The sequence below is a fragment of the Saccharothrix sp. NRRL B-16314 genome (assembly GCF_000716595.1).
Classification (GTDB): Bacteria; Actinomycetota; Actinomycetes; order Mycobacteriales; family Pseudonocardiaceae; genus Actinosynnema.
In genome coordinates, this window is the sequence record NZ_JNXC01000045.1 from 1 (window position 1) to 20157 (window position 20157).

Below are 20157 nucleotides of genomic sequence, written 5' to 3' on the forward strand. Positions count from 1 at the left end.
GATGTGTTCGGTGCCGATGTAGTTGTGGTTGAGCATCCTGGCCTCTTCCTGGGCCAGGACAACCACCCGCCTCGCGCGGTCGGTGAACCTTTCGAACATGTGCCCACCCTCCCAAGACAGATCCCAAATAGATATTTTATCGTATAGTTATTTACCGGGGAGGTCGACCCTCAGGACGGTCACGACCTGGGGCGAATGGCCTGTGTTGAGCCGAACGGCTGCCGCCGCTACCCGCCGTCAGCGGCACGTAGTACGATCGGCACAGTTCAGCTCGCTATAGCGAACACCCCGCCGCGCACGGCATCGGCTCCGCTCGACCCAGGCAGCAACCGGACCACCGCTTCGGCCGCGACCGTCAGGGGGACCGTCCTTGCACACGACATGGGCGCACACGACACGAGCGCGCGCAACAGCAGTTCGTCGGCGGCGTCGGGGGAACACCCGTGTCCGCCCTCGTTGACGCGCTCCTCTCGGCAACGCTCCTCTCGGCCGGACCCGAGCACGGCCACGCCCCACCGGGGGGAGCCGTCGCCGGTCCGGCGACGGCCGTCCTCCTCGCGCTGCCCTTCGTCGCCGGGTTCGCCCTGCTGCGACCGTTCGTCCCGGCGCCAGGTCGCGGTTCGCGCGAACTGCTCGCGACGGCCACGGCCGGCGCGGTGTTGTGGGAGGTCTTCCGGCTCCCGGCCGACGCACCCCGTCCGCTCGTCGCCGCCCTGGTCGCCCTCGCCCTGCTCGTTCCCCTGGCAGTCACGCTCAGCCGGTCGACCAGCGCACGCACGGACGCGGTCCAGTCCTGGCTGTTCGCCGCTGCCGCTGCCACCGCCGCCGTGGCGTTCCAGCACGCACGTGGACCGGCGGGGGTGGCCGTCCTGTGCGGGATGACCGCCCTCGCGTGGTACCCGTTGTGCGCCACCCGGTCGCGCGGCGGCACCGTCGTCCTCCGGACCGCCGCCGCGGTGCTCGCACTGGCGCTGATCGGCGGCGTGGCCCAGGCGGTGATCGTCGGGACCGGCGGTCCGAAGCCGGGCGTCCCGGTCCTCGCCCGGATCACAACGGGCACGACCACGCTCGACGTGGTCGTCGTGCCGCACCTGCCCGGCCCCAACCTCGTCCACGTCACGCCGGCCCGCGGCCTGCTCATCACGTCGGCCGCGGACAGCGCCACGACCGCCACGCGACCGGGCACGACCGGCGAGTGGGCGGTGATCGACCTCCCGGAGGGGCAGTCCACGCTGCGTTTCGGTGCCGGCACCGTCCCCGTGGACACCGGCGACGCGGTGCCGGGCGCACCGGACCTCACCGGCGCGGACGGGCCGGAGTGCGCGAGCGCCCTGCTGGGCGGCCTGGTCGGGGAGCCCGCCGCGCGGCGTGGCACGTCCACGTGCCCGGCCGAAGCCCTGACCACCCCCGACGCGGAGGCCCTGCGCGTGGTGCCCGCGTTCCTCGCCGGTCGCGGGCAGCGGACCATCTCCCTCGTTGCCGACGACTCCCCCCGGTCGGCAGCCGCCGCGCGCACCGTCCGGGAATCAGCCGAAGCCCGTGGCATCCGGGTCGTCGACGACCCGACCGCGCCCGTCGTGGTGGTCTCCGGGTGGGAGGCCGCCGCCGCGACCGTGGCCGCCATCGCCGCCGGCGACCACCCCGCCCAGGGCAGCTACCTGGCGCCCTGGCTGCTGACTCCCCCGCTGCTCGAACCACCGGCGGGCCAGGTCGTGCCGCTGACGTTCACGCCGACCGACGAGTCCCCGATGCGCTACGTGGCCGCGCTGACCGACCGTGCGCCCGGCGCGGCGCCCAGCACCTCCGGCTACCGGGCCTGGCTGCGAGCACGCGGCGATCACCCGGCCGCGACCGTGCGGCTCCACGCCGCCGGCACCGCCGCCGTCCCGGGGACCGGCCACCACGACCACCGCCCGTCGTGGCTGCACGGCGGCATCGTCATCCCCGTCACCGGCCCGCTCGACCCGGGCTGACACCAAGAGGAGGAGCACCATGGCACCGGCGCACGACGAATCGTCCTATGTGGAGCACCTGGCCGGGGTGGAGTCCGTGCTGCACGGCGAAGGGCGGGAACCCGACGTGCCGCCGCCGGACCGGTCCGAGCCGGGCGCGGATCACACCAGGCCGAGCATCCGCGTGCACCGCTGGATCGCCTCGGGCTGACCCTCGATCGACACCCGCCCGGTGGCGATCGCGGCGAACGGCGTGATCAGGCGGGCGCCGATGCGGACGAACGTGTCCGGGTCACTGGTGATCACCAGGTCCGGCTGCTCCGCCTGACCGCGGCTGAACGCCACCTCGCCCGCCTTGACCGCGACCGTGAACGCCTGGTCGCCGACCCGGAACTCGTACACCTCGTCGATGTCCGGGATCTCGGTCTCGACCACCATGGCCTGGATCGCCAGGAAGCCCCACTCCGCGCGGACGACCCCGGTGCTCGCGGACTCGTCCAGGAACGACAGGCCCCACCTGGTGAGCGACAGCACGGGTCCGGACAGCTGCCGGCCCAGCTCGGTGAGCTGGTAGAACTTGCCGCGCCCGTCACCGGGGACCGGCACCTGCTCGATCACGCCGTGCTCGGTGAGCGTCTTGAGCCGTTCGGCCAGGAGGTTCGGGCCGATGCCCGGCAGGTTGTCGATCATCTCGTTGAACCGGGACGGGCCGATGAGCAGCTCCCTGATCACCAGCAGGGTCCAGCGCTCACCGATGACGTTCATCCCGGCGGCCAGTCCGCAGAACTGCCCGTAGTCCCGCTTGCCGACCACTGCCACCCCTAGCCTCACCGACGGACAGGTCGGCCAAGCCTAGCAACGGGGGTGGCGGACCAGCCGTATTCCACCCGGGTGCGCGCAGCCGGTCACCGGCCACCGCCGTCGATCAGGGCGCGCAGCCGCGCCTTCCACTCCAGGTACGCGTGCACGTGGCGGTACCCGAGCAGGTCCGCGGACGTCTCGTCGGTCCAGCGCGCCGCTTCCTCCACCGTCACGCCCACCAGCTGGGCGCACGCGTCGCGGGTGTGGTCCGGCACGACGCCCGAGCGTGCCCTGGCGCCGACCGCGAAGACGACGCCCTGGGCGAAGTGAGACCGGTGGGGCCGGGCCAGGTCCAGCAGCGCGGCACGACCGGCGTCGTCCACCGCACCGGCGTAGGCGCAGGCCAGCCCGACCCCGCTCCACAGGTGGGGCCTCGCGGCGACGGGTGCGCGTTCGATCACCTCGGCCACGCCGTCCGGGTCGGCGGACTGCACGAACCACAACGCCCGACCGCACCCCGCGAGACGTGCCTGCCACACCGGCCCCGGGGTCCGCCCGGCCCGGCGCAGCAACGCTTCCACCCCGCCGAAGTACACCTCGCCGAAACCGTTGCCGTCGAGCGCGAGCCAGCGCAGCAACGGGGCGGACGGCAGCCGCACCACGGCCGGCACCCGCGCCGCGGTGAACAGCCAACCGGCGCCGACGTGCACCAGGTGCGGGTACCCGGCGCCCGGCCCGGCGAGCAGGCGGTCGAGCGCACGCGCCCGACCGGCGGTGGCCAGGTCGAGCAACCCGGCGAACATCGCCGCGCCCTCGTACGCGAACCCGCGCTCTTCCTCCGCCACCTCGCTCAGCGGCTCGTGCGGCGCACGCCACGACCGCACGGCGAGGTTGAACCCGCCGAGGAAGTTGCCCGCGTGCCGTTCCAGCACCGCCCGCTGTGTCGGCCGGTCGAGCCGGAACCCGCGCCGGGCGAAATCGGCCATCGACAGCGGCAGCCGCGGTCGTAGTCGCGCGAGCGGGTTCGTCGTGCCGGGTGTGGACGGAACCGCGCGCGAACGCCCCACAACTCCTCCAGGCCAGGAATAGTCCGTCAAACTATAGTGAATTCCTTTCCTACCAGGTCGACCGGTGGCAGACCAGAGGGCGGGGCCCGCTGACCCCGCCCTCGGCGGCCCTTGCGGCGCGGTCAGCGCCTCGGGGCCTCGGACACGGCGAACAAAACGCCGTGAGGCCTGGCGAAGCCGGTGGCGCCGTGCGGCCACCGGGTCCGGTTCATCTGGACGCACGGGGTGCCGGTGTGCTCGTCGCGGAACGAGACGTCCTCCGACAGCGTCCCGTCGGACGCCTGGTTGATCATGCACACGCGGTGGTCGCCGTCCAGGCCGACCGCGGCCACGAAGTAGTTCGACACGGCCAGCCTGGTCACCCGGTCGGTCTCCCGGACCTTGCCGTTCGGCAGCCGCTCGAAGGTGTCCAGCGTGCCCCAGTGCGGGCCGACGCCGACGTCGGGCGACACGGCGTCCCGGATCGGCACCGCGTCGACCAGCTTCGGGCAGTCCGGTTCGAAGCCGCCGCGCTCGACCTCGGCCAGCTCGTCCACGGAGCACGTGGTCCGGTCGCCCGACGCGACGAGGTCGCGGATGTCGAGCACGTACACCATGCCCGTCTGCTCCTGCCGCGGCAGGAAACCGTTGGTGCCCATGACGGTGTGGTAGAGGTACCGGTCGTCCGGGCTGACCTGCAGCCAGCTCGCGCCGTCGTACGCGCCGCTGAGCCGGCTCTCGTGCTGGAACGAGGCGTAGGCCGCGGTGTCGTCGAAGACCTCGCGCCACTGCGGTGACGGGCTGGTGATGTCCGGCGTGTAGAAGACGGCGCCGCCGAGCATGGTGGAGGCGAACGCGCCGCGGTGGCCGGGTCTGTTGGTCACCGCCACTTCCATCACCATGCGCTGCTCGTCGGAGTAGCCGTCCGGGTCCGGTGGGCGCGGCCCCTTGGGCAGGGACGCCTTCGACACGACCCTGGCGTCGTCCCGGTCGCTGATGTCCCAGATCCGGACCGTGTCCCGGTAGAGGTACGGGCTGCCGGGGCCGGTCTGCTCGCCGACGAGGTTGCGGATCTCCACGTAGTCGCTGGTGATCATCCGGTCCAGGTCCTCGCGGACCTGGATGCCGTGCGGGTTCGCGCAGGACGGCACGGGCAGCGCGGGCACCGACGGGCACGTCACGGCGTCCTCCGGCGCGAGTGAGGCGGCCGGCAGCTCGGCGAGCGTCCGCCCCTTCTCGTCCAGTCGGACGACTTCGCCCGGCGTGCCCGCGAAACCGTTGCCCTGGCGCACTTCGCCGTTGGTGTAGGTGCACGGGCCCGGCACGTTCGGGCCGCCCATGTAGGTGCCGTACGCCGTGCCGTCCCGGAGCACCGCGAAGGCGTCCGGCGCGGTGCCGCACGGCGTGTCCATCGGCAGGTTGACGCCGGTGATCCGGACGAGCGGCAGGTCGTCGACGTCGAGGACGAACACCGTGTCGCTGAGGATGCCGCCGGCGTAGAGCCGCTGCCCCTGGTGCCAGGTGTACTGGAGGTGGTGCGGCTCGTTGCCGGACTGCGGGCCGACCGTGGCGGTGTTGACGACCTTGCCGTACGTGGGCGAGTCCGGCGACGCGTCGACCACCGCCAGGAAGTCCGGCTCGGCGCCGTCGGCGGTCGGCGCGCCGCCCGCCCAGACGAGCAGCCATTCGTGCGACTTCCACCGGTCGCCGTAGCCGACGAGGTGGTTCGTCACCGTGTAGGTCCCGCCGTCCGTGCCCACCACGCTGGTGGGCACCACGCGGACCGGGTCGGCGGACGCTGAAGGGGTGAGGAAAGCGGACGGGAGCAGGATGGCGGCGGCCACCCGGCCCCAAGCGGTTCTGATCATGGGGTTACCCCAATCGGGCGCGACCGATCGCGGTGGCACGTGTCGCCCGCGGCGGTTCGGCGGCGCGTCATGGGCCCCAAGGTCGGCGGCAGTGGGCTTGCTACGACGGGCGTCGACCGCAATCGACGCCGACCGGCGTACCGGGGTGACCGGTGTCCGCGACGGCGGGGGCGGGTCAGCCCCCGGCCTTCGCCATCCGCTCCGCGGAGAGCAGCAGGTAGCCGGGTTCTCCGACTTCCAGGCACTCCTCGAACACCGAGATGAAGGCGTCCAGCATCCCGGGGCCGTACACGGGTTCCAGTTCGGCGCGCTGCCGCTGCACGGCGAGCACCATCTCGCGGTGGTGGCGATCGGTCTGGCGGGTGATGTCGAGGTACTCGGTCAGGTGGAACCCGGCCGAGCGCAGCAGCGGCGGGTAGTCCTCGACCACCAGCAGCTCGCTGTTGAGGGCGAGCCTGCGATAGGCCTCCACGGCCGCGAGCCGCCGGCCTTCCGGCGGCTCCTTCACGAAGAAGTCGGTCAGCACGAAGCGCCCGCCGTCCCGCAGCACGCGCCCGAGTTGGCCGAACACCCTTGGCAGGTCGGGCATGTGCACGATCGACTCGATGGCCAGCACCGCGTCGAACGAGTCGTCGGGGAACGGCAGGTCGAGCGCGTCGGCGACCTCGAAGCTCACCAGATCCGTGAGCCCTTCCCCCGCCGCGCGGGCCCGTGCCTCCGCCACGAGGGACGGGCTGGTCGCCACGCCGACCACGGTGGCGCCCGTGGTGCGGGCGAGCCGGACGGCGGGCATGCCGAGCCCGCACCCGAGGTCGAGGACCCGGCTGCCGGGGCCGACGCGCAGCCGTTCGACCATCATGTCGGTCAGCCGGTCGGTGGCCTCCTGCACGGTGCTCGTGTCGTCCGCCGAGTCCCAGTAGCCCAGGTGGACGTTGACCCCGACCAGCCGGGTGATCAGCGGGATCGCGTTCTCGTAGAACTCCACGACCTCTTCCTTGGTCGGTGTGTACGACGAGACCATGCGGATCCTCCCGAGGGGCTGTCCGGTCGCTGCGGCGCATTCCACGCCACTCGCTTGAGTAAGCTATACCTTACTCGGGTAAGCGGACAAGACTGCCCAGGTGAACTGCGCACACGTCCGTTCATCGGCGGTTTTCGCTTAACTAACGGAGTGCTAGCGTCACGCGGTGACCACCGTGTACCGCGACGGCTACGCCGAGGTCTACGACCGGGTCATGCGGGCCAGGGGCCGCGACCACGCCGCCCAGTCGCGTGCGATCGCCCGGCTGGCGCGCGACCACGACTCCGGCGCGACCCGCCTGCTGGACGTGGCCTGCGGCACCGGGCTGCACCTGCGGTTCCTGCGGGAGGAGTTCGACGTGACGGGCGTGGACGCCTCGGCCGCCATGCTGGCCGTCGCCGAGGCCAGGGTGCCGGGACTGCGGACGCACCGCGCCGACATGCGCGAGGTCGAGCTGGCGGCCCGCTTCGACGTGATCACGTGCCTGTTCGCCGTGCCGCACCTGGCATCGACCGCGGAGTTGGAGCAGGTGGTCGCGCGGTTCGTCCGGCACCTGGCGCCGGGCGGCGTGCTGCTGGTCGAACCGTGGTACGAGCCCGGTGAGTTCATCGAGGGGCACGTGTCGCGGGACGTGGTCGAGGAGCCGGAGCGCACGACGGTCCGGCTCTCGCACTCCACCCGGCTCGACGGCTCCCGCGTCCGGATGGTGGTGCACCACGCCGAGGCGCACTCGGTGACCGGCATCCGGCACGCCACCGACACGTTCGACATGACCCTGTTCACCGCACCGGAGTTCGAGGCCGCCTTCGCGGCGGCGGGGTGCGACGCGGAGCACGTCCCGGCCACGCCGTTCCGGTGGGGGCTCTGGGTCGCCCGACCGCGGGGCTGACCCGGTGGCCGCCGGCAGGAGGGTGCTCGTGCTCGGCGGCACCGGGTTCGTCGGCACGCACGTCGCCACGGCGTTCGCCTCGGCGGGCTGCCGCGTCTCGGTCGTCGCGCGGCACCGCCCCGACGACGTCGCCCACCACTTCATCCCGGTGGACCTCACCACCGCGCGGGACGCCGTGCTGGCCGACCTCCTCGCCGCCGAGCGCCCGGACGTCGTGGTGGACGCCACCGGCAGCAGCTGGGGCCTGTCCGCCGCCGAGATCACGGCCCGCTGCGCCGGCGTGCCGCGGCGGCTGACGGACGCCCTGGCCCGCACCCGCCGCCGGCCGCGCCTGGTCCACCTGGGCTCCGTGCTGGAGCACGGCCGTCCGCCACCCACCCACTACGGGCGCGCCAAGCTGGCCGGCACCGCCGCCGTGCTGTCCGCGACCGCGGCGGGCGACGTGGCCGGCGTGGTCCTGCGGCTGGCGAACGTGATCGGCCCCGGACTGCCCCGCGGCAGCCTGCTCGGCCGAGTGGCCGACTCCCTGCTGACCGCGACCCGGTCCCCCGCCGTGGTGCGACTCTTCCCGTTGATCGCCGAACGGGACTACGTCGACGTGCGCGACGCGGCGGAAGCGGCGGTCGCGGCGGCGGACGCCCAGGCCGTCGGGCGCGTGGTCGACATCGGCCGCGGCGAGGCCGTGCCGGTCCGGTCCTTGGTGCGGTTGCTGGTGGACGTGAGCGGCGTACCGGCCACGGTGGTGGAGCAGGAGGACGCGGTGCGGGACTGGCGGTCGCAGGTGGGCTGCACGCGGGTAGACCCTGGCCCCGCCCGGGAAGCGCTGGGGTGGCGGGCGCACCGGGAGCTGGACGAGGCCGTGCGCGCGTTCTGGCGCCACGTGGCCGGCGGCTCGGAGCGTGGTCGCCGGCCACCCCCTCCTGTTACTGTCGATTAGTGTAGTTATCTGGCGCGCAGAGCCCGACGGGAGTGGGAGCTCATGGCCGGAGGCTCCTTGGCCGCACGGACCCGGCGCGACCGGGCGCTGGCGATAGCCCGGTCCGCGTCCGCGATCCGGGCACCCGAATCGGACGCGGTGCGGCGGTGGCTCACCACACCCGGACCGGCGTCCCGGATGACCGCGGACGTCGTGCCGCTCACCGCGTTGCAGGGGTGGCGCCGCGACCCGGCGACCGGCGACCTCCACCACGAGAGCGGCCGGTTCTTCACCGTCCAGGGCCTCACCGCCGAGATACCCGGCGCGCCCGTGGACCGCTGGAGCCAGCCCATCATCAGCCAGCCGGAGATCGGCATCCTCGGCCTGCTGGCCCGGGAGTCGGACGGTGTGCTGGAGTTCCTGATGCAGCTCAAGCGCGAACCGGGCAACCACAACGGTGTCCAGCTCGCGCCCACCGTTCAGGCCACCCGCAGCAACTACACCAGGGTGCACGGCGGTCGGAGCGTGCCGTTCCTGGAGTTCTTCCGCGATCCACCACCGCACGGGTTGGTCGCGGACGTGCGGCAGTCCGAGCAGGGCGCCTGGTTCTTCCGCAAGCGCAACCGCAACATGATCGTGCTGACCGACGGGCACGTCGACCCGCCGGAGGAGTTCCGCTGGCTCACGCTCGGCCAGGTGCACCGGGCGCTGGCCGAGGACGACCTGGTGAACATGGACGCCCGGACCGTGTTGTCCTGCCTGCCTTTCGCGGACGCCGGCCTGGCCCGCGAACTCGGCGGCGGATCGGGGTTCCGGGCCGCGCTGGTCCGATCGTGCGACGAGGACGAGCCGTCGAGGCACACCACCGACGACCTGCTCATGTGGATCACCGACGCGCGCAGCCGGCACGAGATCCGCACCAGTCGCGCGCCGCTGGACGGCCTGCCGCACTGGCGGCGCACCGACGAGAAGATCAGCCACGAGAGCGGGTTGTTCTTCGACGTGGTCGGCGTCGACGTGCGGGCGGGCAAGCGCGAGGTGCTGCGCTGGGCACAGCCGATGATCAGGCCGCACGGCGAGGGCGTGGTCGCGTTCCTGGCCAAGCCCATCGACGGCGTGCTGCACGTGTTGGCGCACGCCCGCGTCGAACCGGGCTACGTCGACGTCATCGAACTGGCGCCGACCGTGCAGTGCACCCCGGCGAACCTGGCCTGCCTGCCCGCCGACGCGCGGCCACCGTTCCTGGACGAGGTGCTGGGCGCCGGGCCGGAGCGCATCCGGTACGCGGCCACGCTGTCGGAGGAGGGAGGCCGCTTCCACCACGCGCGCAACCGCTACCTCGTGGTCGAGACGGACGTCGAGGACGCCGAATCGGGTGATTACCGCTGGGTCGCCCTGCACCAGCTCGCCGCGCTCGTGCGGCACAGCCACTACGTCAACGTGCAGGCCCGGAGTCTGCTCGCCTGCCTGCACAGCCTGTTCGGCGGCTCGGGTCGTGGCGGCGCGGCATTGCCCACGTGATCCCTCTTCGCTATATTCGCCGATAGTATTCGCGGTCCCGGGGCCCACCGCCCGCAGCTGATCCCGCCCACACCTCGACCCCCGACTGGGGTGGACCATGCGCGTGCTCTTCCTGCCCGCACCTGCCATCGGCCACACCTTCCCGCTCGTGCCGCTCGCGTGGGCCTTCCAGTCCGCCGGGCACGAGGCGGTGTTCGTCACCGGCGGGGACGGGCTGGCCGTGGCGAACGCGGGCCTGCCGGTGCTGGACGCGCTGCCGGGCCGCACCACCGGCGAGATGCTGGTCGGCTTCGCCGCGGCGCTGCCGCACCTGTTCGCACCGCTGGACGGTCCGCCGCTGGCGACGATGAACAGCCGCAAGCCGCACATCGTTGCCGCGTGGGACCCCTACGTGGACGCGCACGTGGCCGTGGCCGCGCGGGTCCGGCCCGACCTGGTGGTCTACGACCCGATCTTCGCCGTCGGCGCGGTGGTGGCCGCGGTGCTGGGTGTGCCCGCCGTCGCGCACGCCGTCTCCATCTCCCGCTACGACGCCGACCTGGTCCGCGACCTGCCCGGCGCGGTGTCGCTGCGGCGGTACGGGCTGGCCGCGCCGGCGGTGATCCGGAGCGTGGACGTGGCGCCGCCGAGCCTGGCCGAGGGCGTCGCACCGGACCTGCTCATGGGCCACGTGCCCTACAACGGCTCGGGCGTGCTGCCCGCCTGGCTGCTGGACTCGCCGCGTAGGCCGCGGGTCGCGGTCACGTGCGGTGCCACGTACGGGACGCGGGCGTTCATCGGGCGCGCGGCGCAGGTCGCGGCGGCGGACCCGGAGGTGGAGTTCGTCGTCACCCTCGGCGCGGACGTGCCGGGTGACGTGCCAGGTGACGTGCCGGACGACCTGCCGGACGACCTGCCGCCCAACCTCCGGCTGACCGGCTGGGTTCCGCTGAACGCGCTGCTGCGGACGTGCGACGCGGCGATCCACCACGGCGGGGACGGCACCCTGCTGACCTGTTGCGCGCTGGGAGTTCCGCAGCTCGTGCTGCCGAACGCGCCGGACGAGTTCGTGAGCGCCGAGCTGCTGCGGGCGCGCGGCGCGGCGCACGTGCTGGACGAGGCCGAGCTGGACGCCGCCGCCGTGCGCGAGCTGCGGTCGGACGAGAAGCTGCGCCGGGTGGCCGAGGAGCTGCGCGCCGAGATCGCCGCGATGCCGTCGCCCTCGCAGGTGGTGGCGCAACTGACCCGCAACGGTAGTTGACCTGGAGCAGGAACGACGAGCGGAAGGGTGGCCGATGTCCGCGAGCGACACGTCACGGACCGACGAGATCGGCGAGGTCTACGACCAGATGGCCGAGCTGATCGAGGTGCTGGGCGGGAACATCCACGTCGGCTTCTGGCTGGGCGACGACGATCCGACGCCGTTCCTGGAGGCCATCAACCGGACCACCGACGTGGTGGGCGAGAAGCTGGGGCTGAGGCCCGGTCAGACGCTGCTCGACGTCGGCTGCGGCGCGGGTGTGCCCGCGATCCGGCTGGGCCAGCGCACGGACGCCGTCATCACCGGCATCACCAACAGCACGTGGCAGGTGACCGAGGCGACCAGGCGGGTGAAGGCGGCCGGCCTGAAGGCGCAGGTCCGGATCGAGTTCGGCGACGCCGCCGCGCTGCCGTACCCGGACGCCGCGTTCGACGCGGTGCTGGCGTTCCAGTCGCTGCAGCACGTCGAGGACAGCGCCGTGTGGATCCGCGAGATGGTGCGCGTGGTCCGCCCCGGCGGCCGGGTGGTGCTGACCGAGTTCACCGAGGAGGAGCCGCTGACGGAGGAGGAGCTGGAGATCGCGCGGGCCGGCGGGATGGAGCGACCGCGCCCCGCCGACGAGGTGGTCGCCGTGGCGCGGGACAGCGGTCTGGAGATCGACGAGGTGGTGTCGTGCGGCGACAACATCCGCCGGTCCTACCCCGAGTACTTCAAGCGGCTGGAGCGGCTGCGACCACACCTGGTGACGGCGCTGGGAGAGGACAAGGTGGACCAGCAGCGGGACGCGATGGGCAGGCTCCTGCCCATCTACCGGGACAAGATCGGCTACCTGATCATCACCGGGCACCGACCGGACTGACGCACGCCACCGCCCGTTCGGGCGACACGGCGCGATTGACATGCAGACAGATGGTTGCCTATATTGACCCGGGCATGGCTATAGCTTTACGAACGGTGACGACGCCCGTCGGCCCACTGCCGACCGCTGCCGTCACGCACCAGCGCCTTCCTCCCTCTCGCCCAGATCCGTGAGGACACCAGCGATGGACGAGCAGACACCCAGTGCCACCGGCTCCGCGGACCCGGGCTCACCGGCCGCCGCCCCCGACGAGAAGGTCCCTCCCAGGCTGTGGCTCGGCCTGACCGCCATGGCGCTCGCCGCGATGATGCTCGGCGTGGACGCCATGGTCGTCACGGTGGCGAACCCGACCATCAGCGCCGAGCTCGGCGCCACGCTCACCCAGCTGCAATGGGTCACCACCGGCTACATGCTCGCGTACGCGGCGCTCCTGGTCGCTGCGGGCAAGGTCGGCGACCGGTACGGGCACCGGAAGGTGTTCCTGGCGGGCATCGTCGGCTTCGTCGCGAGTTCCGTCCTGGTCGGGTTCTCGCACAACATCGAGGCGCTGGTCGCCTGGCGTGTCCTCCAGGGCATGTGCGGCGCGACGCTGATGCCGTCGGCGCTGGCCATCCTGCGGCTGACGTTCCCACCGAGCAAGATCAAGATCGCGATCGGCGTGTTCATCGGCACGTTCGCGCTGTCGTCGGCGGGCGGGCCGTTCTTCGGCGGGCTGGTCGTGGAGTACGCGGGCTGGCGCTGGGCGTTCTTCATCAACGTCATCGGCGGCGCGGTCACCCTGCTCCTGGCGAGCACCCTCATCCGCGCGGTGCCGCCGGCGGACGCGAAGCGCGGGCTCGACCTGCCCGGCATCGCCCTGGTGGCGGTGTCGCTGGCGACCCTCGTGTACGGCATCACCGAAGTGCCCGTGTCCGGCTGGACGGGGTTCGTGCCGCTCGCGTGCTTCGTCGTCTCCGCCGTGCTGATCGTGCTGCTGGTCCTGCGCGAACGCACCACCACCGAGCCCTTGCTGCCACCGAGGCTCTTCCGCTCCCGGACGTTCGTGGCGGGCAACCTGATCCTGCTGGTCAGCTCGGGCCTGATGTTCTCGGTGTGGTTCTACCTCTCGCTGTTCCTCCAGAACGTCCAGGGCGCGGGCCCGCTGGACACCGGCCTCCGGCTGCTGCCGATCCCGGCCGCGGGCATCGTCGTCGCACCGCTGAGCGGTCTGCTCAACCAGAAGTTCGGCCCGAGACTGCCGCTGGCGCTGGGCCTTCTGCTGTGCGTGGTGAGCCTGTTCGGCCTGTCCCGCGTCGGTGTGGACGACGGGTACGCCTCGATCTGGCCGTTCCTGGTCACGCTGGGCATGAGCATGAGCTTCGTGGTGCCCGTCGGCACCGAGGCCGTGGTCAGCAGCGCGCCCAAGCGGTTGGCCGGTGTCGCCTCCGGTGTCGGCGAGACGATGGACAGCCTCGGCCCGGCGCTAGGCGTGGCCTCACTGGGCACCGCGCTGACCGTGGTCGTCCAGGGCGACTGGGAGGAACGGCTCGAAGCCGCCGGTCTGCCCGCCGACACGGTGGCACAGGCCCGCGACGGCGTGCAGTCCGTCGCGCAGGGCGTCGCGCCGGAAGGCCTGGGCGGGACGGTCGCCCGGATCGCGCAGGAGACCTACACCAGCGGCCTGCACGCGATCCTGCTCGGCTCGGTGGTCGTCGTGCTCGTGTTCATCCCGCTCATCATGCTGATCAAGCCGACCGATCCCGAGGCCGAGGACGCCGCCGACGCGGCGGAAGCGTCCGAGGGAACCGCCGCAACCGCCGGGGAGGCCGCTCGATGACCACGGAACTCAGACGCCTCAAGCTGGAGAAGGCGTACTACTCCATCGACGTCGACCGGGACGGGGTGATCGACGAACTCGACGTCACCGCGCTGGCCCAGATCTGGTGCGACACCTACGACCTGGAACCGCGCTCGGAGGACTGGCGCCGCATCCACTTCCACGCGCACAAGCTCTTCCGGGGCATGCCGGGGAAGACCGACGGCGAGGGCGTCAAGCGGGTCACCGTGGAGGACTGGGTGGCCTGGGGCGACGACCCGGCGTTCCCCGCGTTCGTCGAGGACGCCGCGATCCCGTTCAGCATCGCCGTGTTCACCGCCGCGGACAAGGACCGCGACGGCAGGATCACGGCGCCGGAGATGATGGCCGCCCAGATCCGCGGCGGCATGTCCGAAGAGGAGACGACGCAGGCCTTCGGCATGCTCGACACCGACGGGGACGGCTACGTCACGACGCAGGAGTACGTCGAGGCGGCCCGTGCGTTCTACCTCAGCGACGATCCCGATGAGCCGGGCAACTCCATCGCCGGTGACCTGTAGCCGTGCCGTTCCGGGGCGACCGACCTGCTCAGTCGCCCCGGCGGTGCGCGGTCATCGGCAGCGAGTCCACCGGCATGGTGACGGCGGGCTTCGGCTTCGGCGAGTGGCCGGGCACCGGCACCAGCCGCCAGCGCGCGGCCACCGTCGCCAGGGCGACGATCATCTCGGCCCACGAGAACTGCTCGCCGACGCAACCGTGCACGCCGAGGCCGAACGGCGTGAAAGCGCCGCGTGGCACCGATTCGACGCGTTCGGGCAGCCAGCGGTCCGGGTCGTACCGCCCGGGATCGGCGTGGACGTCCGGGTTGTGGTTGAGCGCGTGGAAGCTGTAGAGCACGGTCGAGCCCGCCGGGATGTGGTAGCCGCCGAGGTCCCGGTCCGCCGTGGTCACCCGGCTCTGGAAGTACCCCTGCGTCCGGAACCGGAGGGTTTCGGTGAGCACCCGGCGGGTGTAGGGCAGCCGGGCGATGTCCTCGTACCCGGCGGGCCTGCCCGCCAGCACCTCGTCCACCTCGTCGTGCAGCCGCCGTTCCAGCTCGGGCCTGAGGGCGAGTTCGTGCCACGTCCAGGCGAGCGTGTTGCTGATGGTGTTGCTGCCGGCGATGAAGAACGTCATCACCTCGTCGTGCAGCTGGCCGTCGCTCATGGCGGGCGCGCCGTCCGCGCCGTGGGCGAGCATCATCATGGACAGCAGGTCGCCGTGGTCGGCACCGCCCTCTCGGTACGCGGCGATCACGTCGGCGATCGTGCGGCGCAGGTGCGCCATGGCCTGCCGGTAGCGGCGGTTCGCGGGCGTCGGCAGCTTCGTGAGCACGCCGGTGGCGTCGGTCATCCACCGGAACAGCCCGCCGAGGACCAGGGCGGTGGCGGCGGTGAAGCGCTCCCGGTCCAGCGCCACGTCACCGTCGAAGAGGACCCGGGTGATGTTGGCCAGGGCGAGCTGGTCCATCTCCTGCTCGACCGCGAGCCGCTGACCGTCCTGCCAGGACCGGGTCCGCTCTTCGACTTCCGCGCTCATCAACGCCGTGTAGTGGATGATCCGGTTGCGGTGGAACGCGGGTTGGACGAGGGCGCGCTGCCGGCGGTGGAACTCGCCGTCGGAGATGCCGAGGCCGTTGCCGAACATCAGCCGGAACCGCTCGGCGATCGGGCCGCCGCGGCCGAAGACCTCCGGGTCGCGCATGACCTCGCGCATCAGCCGGTGGTCGTTGACCACGTACATGGGCGCGCGGCCGAGCCGGATCACGGTGACCGGGTCGCCGGACTGGAGGGACAGGAAGAAGGCGCCGGTGTCCTTCTTCATCCGCAGCGCGTGGCCGAGCAGCGGGAGACCGCCGGGCGCGAGGCCGGGCGACTGGAGCGTGCCGGTCATCGGTTCGCCTCCGCCGGTCTAGTCGCCCGCGTGCCACACGCGGGAGGAGCCGATGGTCTGGCCGTGCGCCAGATCCTGGAGGGTCACCTGGACGCGCCATGGGTCCAGCCGCAGCACCTCGAACTTCGGATCCTCGGCGCCCTGCGCCCAGATGCCGAGCGGGTCGAAGCCCTGCCGGGTCGCCTCGGCGGCCACGATGCCCCACACGTGCCGCTTGTCACCGGGCTCCTCCACCCACGACGCCCGGCAGTCGGCGAAGACCGCGTCGTGCGCCGAAGTCCAGTAGCCGCACGAGACGTAGGGCGTGTGCGCGAGGTGGGCGACCTTGGTGGGCGAGCGGCGGGTGCTGACCCACCCGATCGGCGTGTCGCCGTCGATCTCCCACGTCACCCGCAGCACCCGCGTCCTCGGGCGGCCCTTGGTGTCGACGGTCGCGACCGTGCACCAACCGATGTCGCTCGTCAGCCGCACGAAGTCCTCGCGGAGTTCGGCGAACGGCGTTTCGACGCTGAACAGAGTGGAGGTCACCCGGGAAGAATAACGTCCACGATGGAATACTGCTACTGCTTTCTAAAGTGTTCACCGCAACGGCGGAGCCGCACCAGTGCGCATGACCGCAAGAGAATCGCCCGAAAGGGTTAAGAAAAGCGGCAGCACATGCCTCTGGGCACGCCGTTCACCGTGATAACTTCCGCCACACGAGAATGAATCGAACAGAAGGGTTCCACCACGATGTCCAGCGCAGTTCCCCAGCTTGAGAACATCCCGGTCATGGAGACCGGGATGCTGATCCGCAAGCCGGCGAACGAGGTTTTCGAGGCGATCGTGGATCCCGCGATCACCACGAAGTTCTGGTTCACCGACAGCACCGGCCGGCTCGAACCCGGCGCCGAAGTGCGCTGGACGTGGTCGATGTACGACATGTCGTCGCCGGTCAAGGTCAAGGAGTTCGAACAGGACCGCCGGCTCGTCGTCGAATGGGGTGACGAGCCCGCCACCACCACGGTCGAGTGGACGTTCGACGCGCGCGACGACGGCACGACGTTCGTCGAGGTGAAGGAGACCGGGTACGCGGGCGAGACGGGCGACGAGATCGTCGGCTGGGCGATCGGCTCGATGGGTGGGTTCACCCAGGCGCTCGCCGGGCTGAAGGCGTGGCTGGAGCACAAGGTCCAGCTGGGACTGACCGAGGACCGGTTCCCCGACGGCCACCCCGCCTGATCGGACGAGGGGTGCCGCCCAGGACGGCGCTCCGGGCGGCGCGGCACCGGGTCTGCCGCGTCGCCTTGGGCGGCATCCCTCATCCGGCCAGCGGCGCGCGGCACACCCGGCCGGCGGCGTTCGGGGCGGCACACCCGGTCGGCGGCGTTCGGGGCAGCGCACCCGGTCGGCGGCGCCCGGGGCGGCACACCCGGTCGGCGGCGCCCGGGGCGGCACCCCTCATGCCGCGTCGTCCCACGCGAACCCCCGTCCGGCCGGCGTTTCCACGGGGCGGCAGAGCTCGTCCGGCTGGAGTCGCCTTCGGGTGGCGCACCTCATCCCCTCGGCGTTGCCCTGTCGGCGTTGCGGGCTCAGCGCGCGATCACCACGACGGCGGCAGGGGGTCGCCGGTTTCCAGCAGCGTCTTCAGGTTCGCGATCAGCTCCGGCCAGCCGCCGCTGCCGGGCAGCTTGCCGCTGATCGCCGCGCACATCACGCTGTCCGGGTCGAAGTCGTCGTGCGTCACGGTGAGCCGGACGGCCTTGACCGCCGCGTCCTCCGGCGCCGGCTCGATCTCGAACGTCACCTTCGACCGCTTCTCCTTGAGCAGCTCGGCGAACTTCTCCTCGCTCCAGCCGAAGTGCTCGGCGTGCTCGGGCTGGAACAGGTGCCAGCTGTAGGACAGCCGCCGGTACGGCTCGGCCTCCAGGACCACCTGCTGGAGGTCCTTGGCCTCCTCGGTGGGCGCGTTCTGCCACAACACCGGCGACCCGACCTGCCAGTCCGACTCCAACGCGACACCGGACCAGTAGCGGCGGGTGAAAGCGGGGTCCGTCAACGCCTGCCACAGCCGTTCCGGCGTGGTGTTGATGTAGGTCGTGTAGACGAACTCGGTGTTGCCCATGGGGATGTGCTCCGATTCAAGCGCTCGTTTGAGGTCATCGAGGGTGCGCACCCGTTCCCGCGCGTACTGGTCGATCCAGCGGTCCGCGATGGCGTTGATCGGCGCCGCGTTCAGGTGGTGCAGCTTCTCCCGGCCGCGCCACATCGTCGTCACCAGGTTCGCCGCTTCCAGCACGGCCAGGTGCTTGCTCACCGACTGCCTGGTCATGTCCAGGCCCGCGCACAGCTCGCGCAGGCTCTGGCCGTTGCGGGCGTTCAGGCTGTCGAGCAACCTCCGCCGGCTGACGTCCGCCAGCGCCTTGAACACCTCGTCCATTCCACACCACCCGGACATGCAGTCTCTCGGCTGCCTGAACAGTAGGTAGACCGGCCGCTGCGTGTCAATTCGACGGCTCACCCCGAGCGTCGTCGGCGAGCCACAGGTTGGTCAGGTCGCCGTTGAGCACCGGGTAGGGCAGCCAGTTGCGGACGCGGGTCGAGTGGAACCAGTACTGGTGCGCGAACAGCACCGGCACGATCGCGGCGTCCCGCAGGACTTCCGCCTCCACCTCCCGGAACAGCTCGCCGGCTCGCTGCTCGTCGGCGGAGGTGAGGGCGGCGGTCAGGAGTTCGTTGACCCGCTCGTTGCGGTAGCGGCCGAAGTTCGCGCCCCAGTCGCCGTCCTCCGGCACGTCGCGGCTGTCGAACAGCGGCTGGAGGTAGGTCCGGGCGTTGTTGCCGTACCAGTCGGGTTCCCAGCCGGTGAGGGCCAGCTCCCAGTCGCCGGTCCGCGCGGATGCCGTGGAGGAGAAGAACTCCGAGAACAGCTCGGTGATCGACGCGGGCACGAGTTCCACCCGGATTCCCGCCCTGGCCAACGATTCCCGCACCGCCTCGGCCGTGGCGGGGTGGATGTCGCGGTCGCGGAAGACCAGCCGGAGGGTCAGCCCGTCCGGGTAGCCGGCCTCCGCCAGCAGTCGCCGCGCCCGCTCCGGGTCCCCCCGGCCGGCGTCCGTCCCGTGCGGCCGGGTCTCCCGGTGTGCCAGGCACAGCGGTGGCAGCACCTGGTCGGCGATGTCGTTCAGCCGGGGGCCGCCCCACACCTCCGACACGGCGGCCTTGTCCACCGCGTACTGCAGCGCGGTGCGGACGGCCCGCTTGCCGGTGGCACCGTCCTGCGCGGGGCTCGCGAAGTTGACCACGATGTAGGGGCTGAACAGTCCGGCCGGGTAGACCTCCAGCCTCGGGTCGTCGGTCGCCAGCAACGGCGGCAGTTCCTCGGTGAGGGGCTGGATGTCCCACAGCATGTCCGCCTCGCCGACCGCCACCAGGTCGTGCGCTTCCCGCTCGTCCAGTCCCTCACGGATCACGATGCCGTCGATGTGGGCGGCGCGGAGGTCGTCGGTCGCCGGGTCCCAGGCGGGGTTGCGGCGCAACTCGATCCGCTCGCGCGGCACGTACCCGGTGAGCCGGTACGGCCCGCTCGCGATGATCGCCTGGTCCAGCTCGGGGCTGCCGGGCACGAAGTCCAGGTACTCCACCGGCGCCGGCGTCGCGAACGGGAGCGCCAGCATGTTGAGGAAGTCCGACATGGGGTACCGGGTGGTGAAGACGACCTCGGTGTCGTTCAGCGCCACCACGCCGCTGATGGGGGTCTCCTCCAGGCGTTCCGCGACTTCCTGCGCGGTGCCCGGTGCGTCGGCCAGCGCGTCCCTGAACTCGGCCATTCCGTCGACGGCGTTGAGGTAGTAGGCCAGGCCGGGGCTGTTGGCCATCGGGTGCGCGAGCCGCTTGATCCCGCGCACGACGTCCCCCGCGGTGATCGGGCGCGGCCCGCCCGGGGCGTCCCAGCGGATGCCGTCGCGCAGGGTGAACGCGAACCGGGTGCCGTCACGCGTCACCAGGCCGTTCGCCGCGGTCGGCACCTCCACCGCGAGGTCCGCGACGAGCTTGCCCGCCTCTTCGCGGTTCCGACTGGCGACGTACCCGACGAGCTGACGGGTGTACGCACGCAGGATTCCCCTGGTCACCGTGTGGTAGGCCAGCGCCGGGTCGAGGTGGTCGACGTCCCCCGCGCCCACCATGGTCAGCGTGCCGCCGCGCCGGGGCGTCGTGCGCCCGTCCGCGCCGCGGGTCAGGTCGAGCGTCTCCGGTCGCGCCACGGACGCACTCCTCCCAGTTGCTAACATTTCTAGTAGCAACATACCGGGAGGGTGCGGCCGGGACCAGCCTGCG

Annotated in this window: 19 protein-coding genes; 10 read left to right on the forward strand and 9 right to left on the reverse strand. The window is 71.9% G+C overall.

The window, feature by feature from the left end; all coding sequences use genetic code 11:
* A partial coding sequence (locus OQ02_RS47340; protein WP_156077520.1) for a Clp protease N-terminal domain-containing protein occupies window positions 1-99 on the reverse strand: 99 nt, incomplete at its 3' end.
* A 344-nt stretch (window positions 100-443) separates the two neighbouring features.
* Here OQ02_RS47340 and OQ02_RS41700 point away from each other — a divergent pair.
* Together OQ02_RS41700 and OQ02_RS44430 are read left to right on the forward strand one after the other, a co-directional pair.
* Window positions 444-1973: a DUF6239 family natural product biosynthesis protein gene (locus OQ02_RS41700; protein ID WP_051773251.1), complete on the forward strand. Its 1530-nt coding sequence runs from the start codon at window positions 444-446 to the stop codon at window positions 1971-1973.
* Window positions 1974-1992: 19 nt separating this feature from the next.
* Entirely contained in the window at window positions 1993-2163 is a 171-nt protein-coding gene (locus tag OQ02_RS44430; RefSeq protein ID WP_156077537.1) for a hypothetical protein, read from the forward strand.
* Here the strand turns inward: OQ02_RS44430 and OQ02_RS36630 are convergent.
* The 4 genes from OQ02_RS36630 to OQ02_RS36645 form a co-directional block, all read right to left on the reverse strand.
* Entirely contained in the window at window positions 2115-2771 is a 657-nt protein-coding gene (locus OQ02_RS36630; RefSeq protein WP_231500389.1) for a winged helix-turn-helix transcriptional regulator, read from the reverse strand. The two genes, OQ02_RS44430 and OQ02_RS36630, sit on opposite strands and share 49 nt — an antisense overlap.
* An 86-nt stretch (window positions 2772-2857) precedes the next feature.
* A complete protein-coding gene (locus OQ02_RS36635; RefSeq protein ID WP_051773252.1) occupies window positions 2858-3820 on the reverse strand; it encodes a DUF1702 family protein in 963 nt (320 codons plus the stop codon).
* A gap of 122 nt (window positions 3821-3942) precedes the next feature.
* Entirely contained in the window at window positions 3943-5667 is a 1725-nt protein-coding gene (locus tag OQ02_RS36640) for a selenium-binding protein SBP56-related protein (RefSeq protein ID WP_081916200.1), read from the reverse strand.
* A 175-nt stretch (window positions 5668-5842) separates the two neighbouring features.
* Window positions 5843-6688, reverse strand: a complete 846-nt coding sequence (locus OQ02_RS36645) for an SAM-dependent methyltransferase (protein WP_033443276.1) — start codon at window positions 6686-6688, stop codon at window positions 5843-5845.
* 166 nt (window positions 6689-6854) lie between these two features.
* Here OQ02_RS36645 and OQ02_RS36650 point away from each other — a divergent pair, with 166 nt between their 5' ends.
* The 7 genes from OQ02_RS36650 to OQ02_RS36680 all read left to right on the forward strand — a co-directional run bounded on the left by OQ02_RS36650 (window position 6855) and on the right by OQ02_RS36680 (window position 14468).
* Complete coding sequence (locus OQ02_RS36650; RefSeq protein ID WP_197043663.1) at window positions 6855-7577, forward strand: class I SAM-dependent methyltransferase; 723 nt, start codon at window positions 6855-6857, stop codon at window positions 7575-7577.
* A 4-nt stretch (window positions 7578-7581) separates the two neighbouring features.
* Complete coding sequence (locus tag OQ02_RS36655; RefSeq protein WP_051773254.1) at window positions 7582-8514, forward strand: NAD-dependent epimerase/dehydratase family protein; 933 nt, start codon at window positions 7582-7584, stop codon at window positions 8512-8514.
* 57 nt (window positions 8515-8571) lie between these two features.
* Window positions 8572-10014 carry an NDP-hexose 2,3-dehydratase family protein gene (locus tag OQ02_RS36660; protein ID WP_231500390.1) on the forward strand — a complete coding sequence of 481 codons (1443 nt, stop codon included), beginning with the start codon at window positions 8572-8574 and terminating at the stop codon, window positions 10012-10014.
* Between the two features lie 97 nt (window positions 10015-10111).
* On the forward strand, window positions 10112-11254 hold the full coding sequence (locus OQ02_RS36665; protein WP_033443277.1) for a nucleotide disphospho-sugar-binding domain-containing protein: 1143 nt from the start codon (window positions 10112-10114) through the stop codon (window positions 11252-11254).
* Window positions 11255-11288: 34 nt separating this feature from the next.
* Window positions 11289-12113: an SAM-dependent methyltransferase gene (locus tag OQ02_RS36670; protein WP_033443278.1), complete on the forward strand. Its 825-nt coding sequence runs from the start codon at window positions 11289-11291 to the stop codon at window positions 12111-12113.
* 184 nt (window positions 12114-12297) lie between these two features.
* Window positions 12298-13929 (forward strand): MFS transporter, encoded by a 1632-nt coding sequence (locus OQ02_RS36675; RefSeq protein ID WP_051773255.1) that lies wholly within the window; start codon window positions 12298-12300, stop codon window positions 13927-13929.
* Window positions 13926-14468 (forward strand): EF-hand domain-containing protein, encoded by a 543-nt coding sequence (locus OQ02_RS36680; RefSeq protein ID WP_033443279.1) that lies wholly within the window; start codon window positions 13926-13928, stop codon window positions 14466-14468. The genes OQ02_RS36675 and OQ02_RS36680 overlap by 4 nt, the downstream gene beginning before the upstream one ends.
* 28 nt (window positions 14469-14496) lie before the next feature.
* Here OQ02_RS36680 and OQ02_RS36685 read toward each other — a convergent pair whose 3' ends face one another.
* The gene (locus OQ02_RS36685; RefSeq protein WP_033443280.1) at window positions 14497-15840 is read right to left on the reverse strand and encodes a cytochrome P450; all 1344 of its coding nucleotides are present in this window, start codon (window positions 15838-15840) and stop codon (window positions 14497-14499) included.
* 18 nt (window positions 15841-15858) lie between these two features.
* Window positions 15859-16368 carry a pyridoxamine 5'-phosphate oxidase family protein gene (locus OQ02_RS36690; protein ID WP_033443281.1) on the reverse strand — a complete coding sequence of 170 codons (510 nt, stop codon included), beginning with the start codon at window positions 16366-16368 and terminating at the stop codon, window positions 15859-15861.
* 204 nt (window positions 16369-16572) lie between these two features.
* On the opposite strand from OQ02_RS36690, the gene OQ02_RS36695 reads away from it, so the two are divergent.
* On the forward strand, window positions 16573-17061 hold the full coding sequence (locus OQ02_RS36695; RefSeq protein ID WP_051773256.1) for an SRPBCC family protein: 489 nt from the start codon (window positions 16573-16575) through the stop codon (window positions 17059-17061).
* Window positions 17062-17422: 361 nt separating this feature from the next.
* On the opposite strand, the gene OQ02_RS36700 is transcribed toward OQ02_RS36695, so the two are convergent.
* The gene (locus OQ02_RS36700; protein ID WP_033443283.1) at window positions 17423-18259 is read right to left on the reverse strand and encodes an ArsR/SmtB family transcription factor; all 837 of its coding nucleotides are present in this window, start codon (window positions 18257-18259) and stop codon (window positions 17423-17425) included.
* 64 nt (window positions 18260-18323) lie between these two features.
* Complete coding sequence (locus OQ02_RS36705; RefSeq protein WP_197043664.1) at window positions 18324-20084, reverse strand: ABC transporter substrate-binding protein; 1761 nt, start codon at window positions 20082-20084, stop codon at window positions 18324-18326.
* Window positions 20085-20157: the final 73 nt, after the last annotated feature.

What these genes read in the sequence shown, in the direction of transcription:
- OQ02_RS44430 (WP_156077537.1), top strand. Translation starts at nt 1,993, where the DNA reads ATGGCACCGGCGCACGACGAATCGTCCTATGTGGAGCACCTGGCCGGG.
- OQ02_RS36665 (WP_033443277.1), top strand. Translation starts at nt 10,112, where the DNA reads ATGCGCGTGCTCTTCCTGCCCGCACCTGCCATCGGCCACACCTTCCCG.
- OQ02_RS36685 (WP_033443280.1), bottom strand. Translation starts at nt 15,840, where the DNA reads ATGACCGGCACGCTCCAGTCGCCCGGCCTCGCGCCCGGCGGTCTCCCG.
- OQ02_RS36700 (WP_033443283.1), bottom strand. Translation starts at nt 18,259, where the DNA reads ATGGACGAGGTGTTCAAGGCGCTGGCGGACGTCAGCCGGCGGAGGTTG.
- OQ02_RS36640 (WP_081916200.1), bottom strand. Translation starts at nt 5,667, where the DNA reads ATGATCAGAACCGCTTGGGGCCGGGTGGCCGCCGCCATCCTGCTCCCG.
- OQ02_RS36675 (WP_051773255.1), top strand. Translation starts at nt 12,298, where the DNA reads ATGGACGAGCAGACACCCAGTGCCACCGGCTCCGCGGACCCGGGCTCA.
- OQ02_RS36670 (WP_033443278.1), top strand. Translation starts at nt 11,289, where the DNA reads ATGTCCGCGAGCGACACGTCACGGACCGACGAGATCGGCGAGGTCTAC.
- OQ02_RS36645 (WP_033443276.1), bottom strand. Translation starts at nt 6,688, where the DNA reads ATGGTCTCGTCGTACACACCGACCAAGGAAGAGGTCGTGGAGTTCTAC.
- OQ02_RS36695 (WP_051773256.1), top strand. Translation starts at nt 16,573, where the DNA reads ATGTCCAGCGCAGTTCCCCAGCTTGAGAACATCCCGGTCATGGAGACC.
- OQ02_RS36680 (WP_033443279.1), top strand. Translation starts at nt 13,926, where the DNA reads ATGACCACGGAACTCAGACGCCTCAAGCTGGAGAAGGCGTACTACTCC.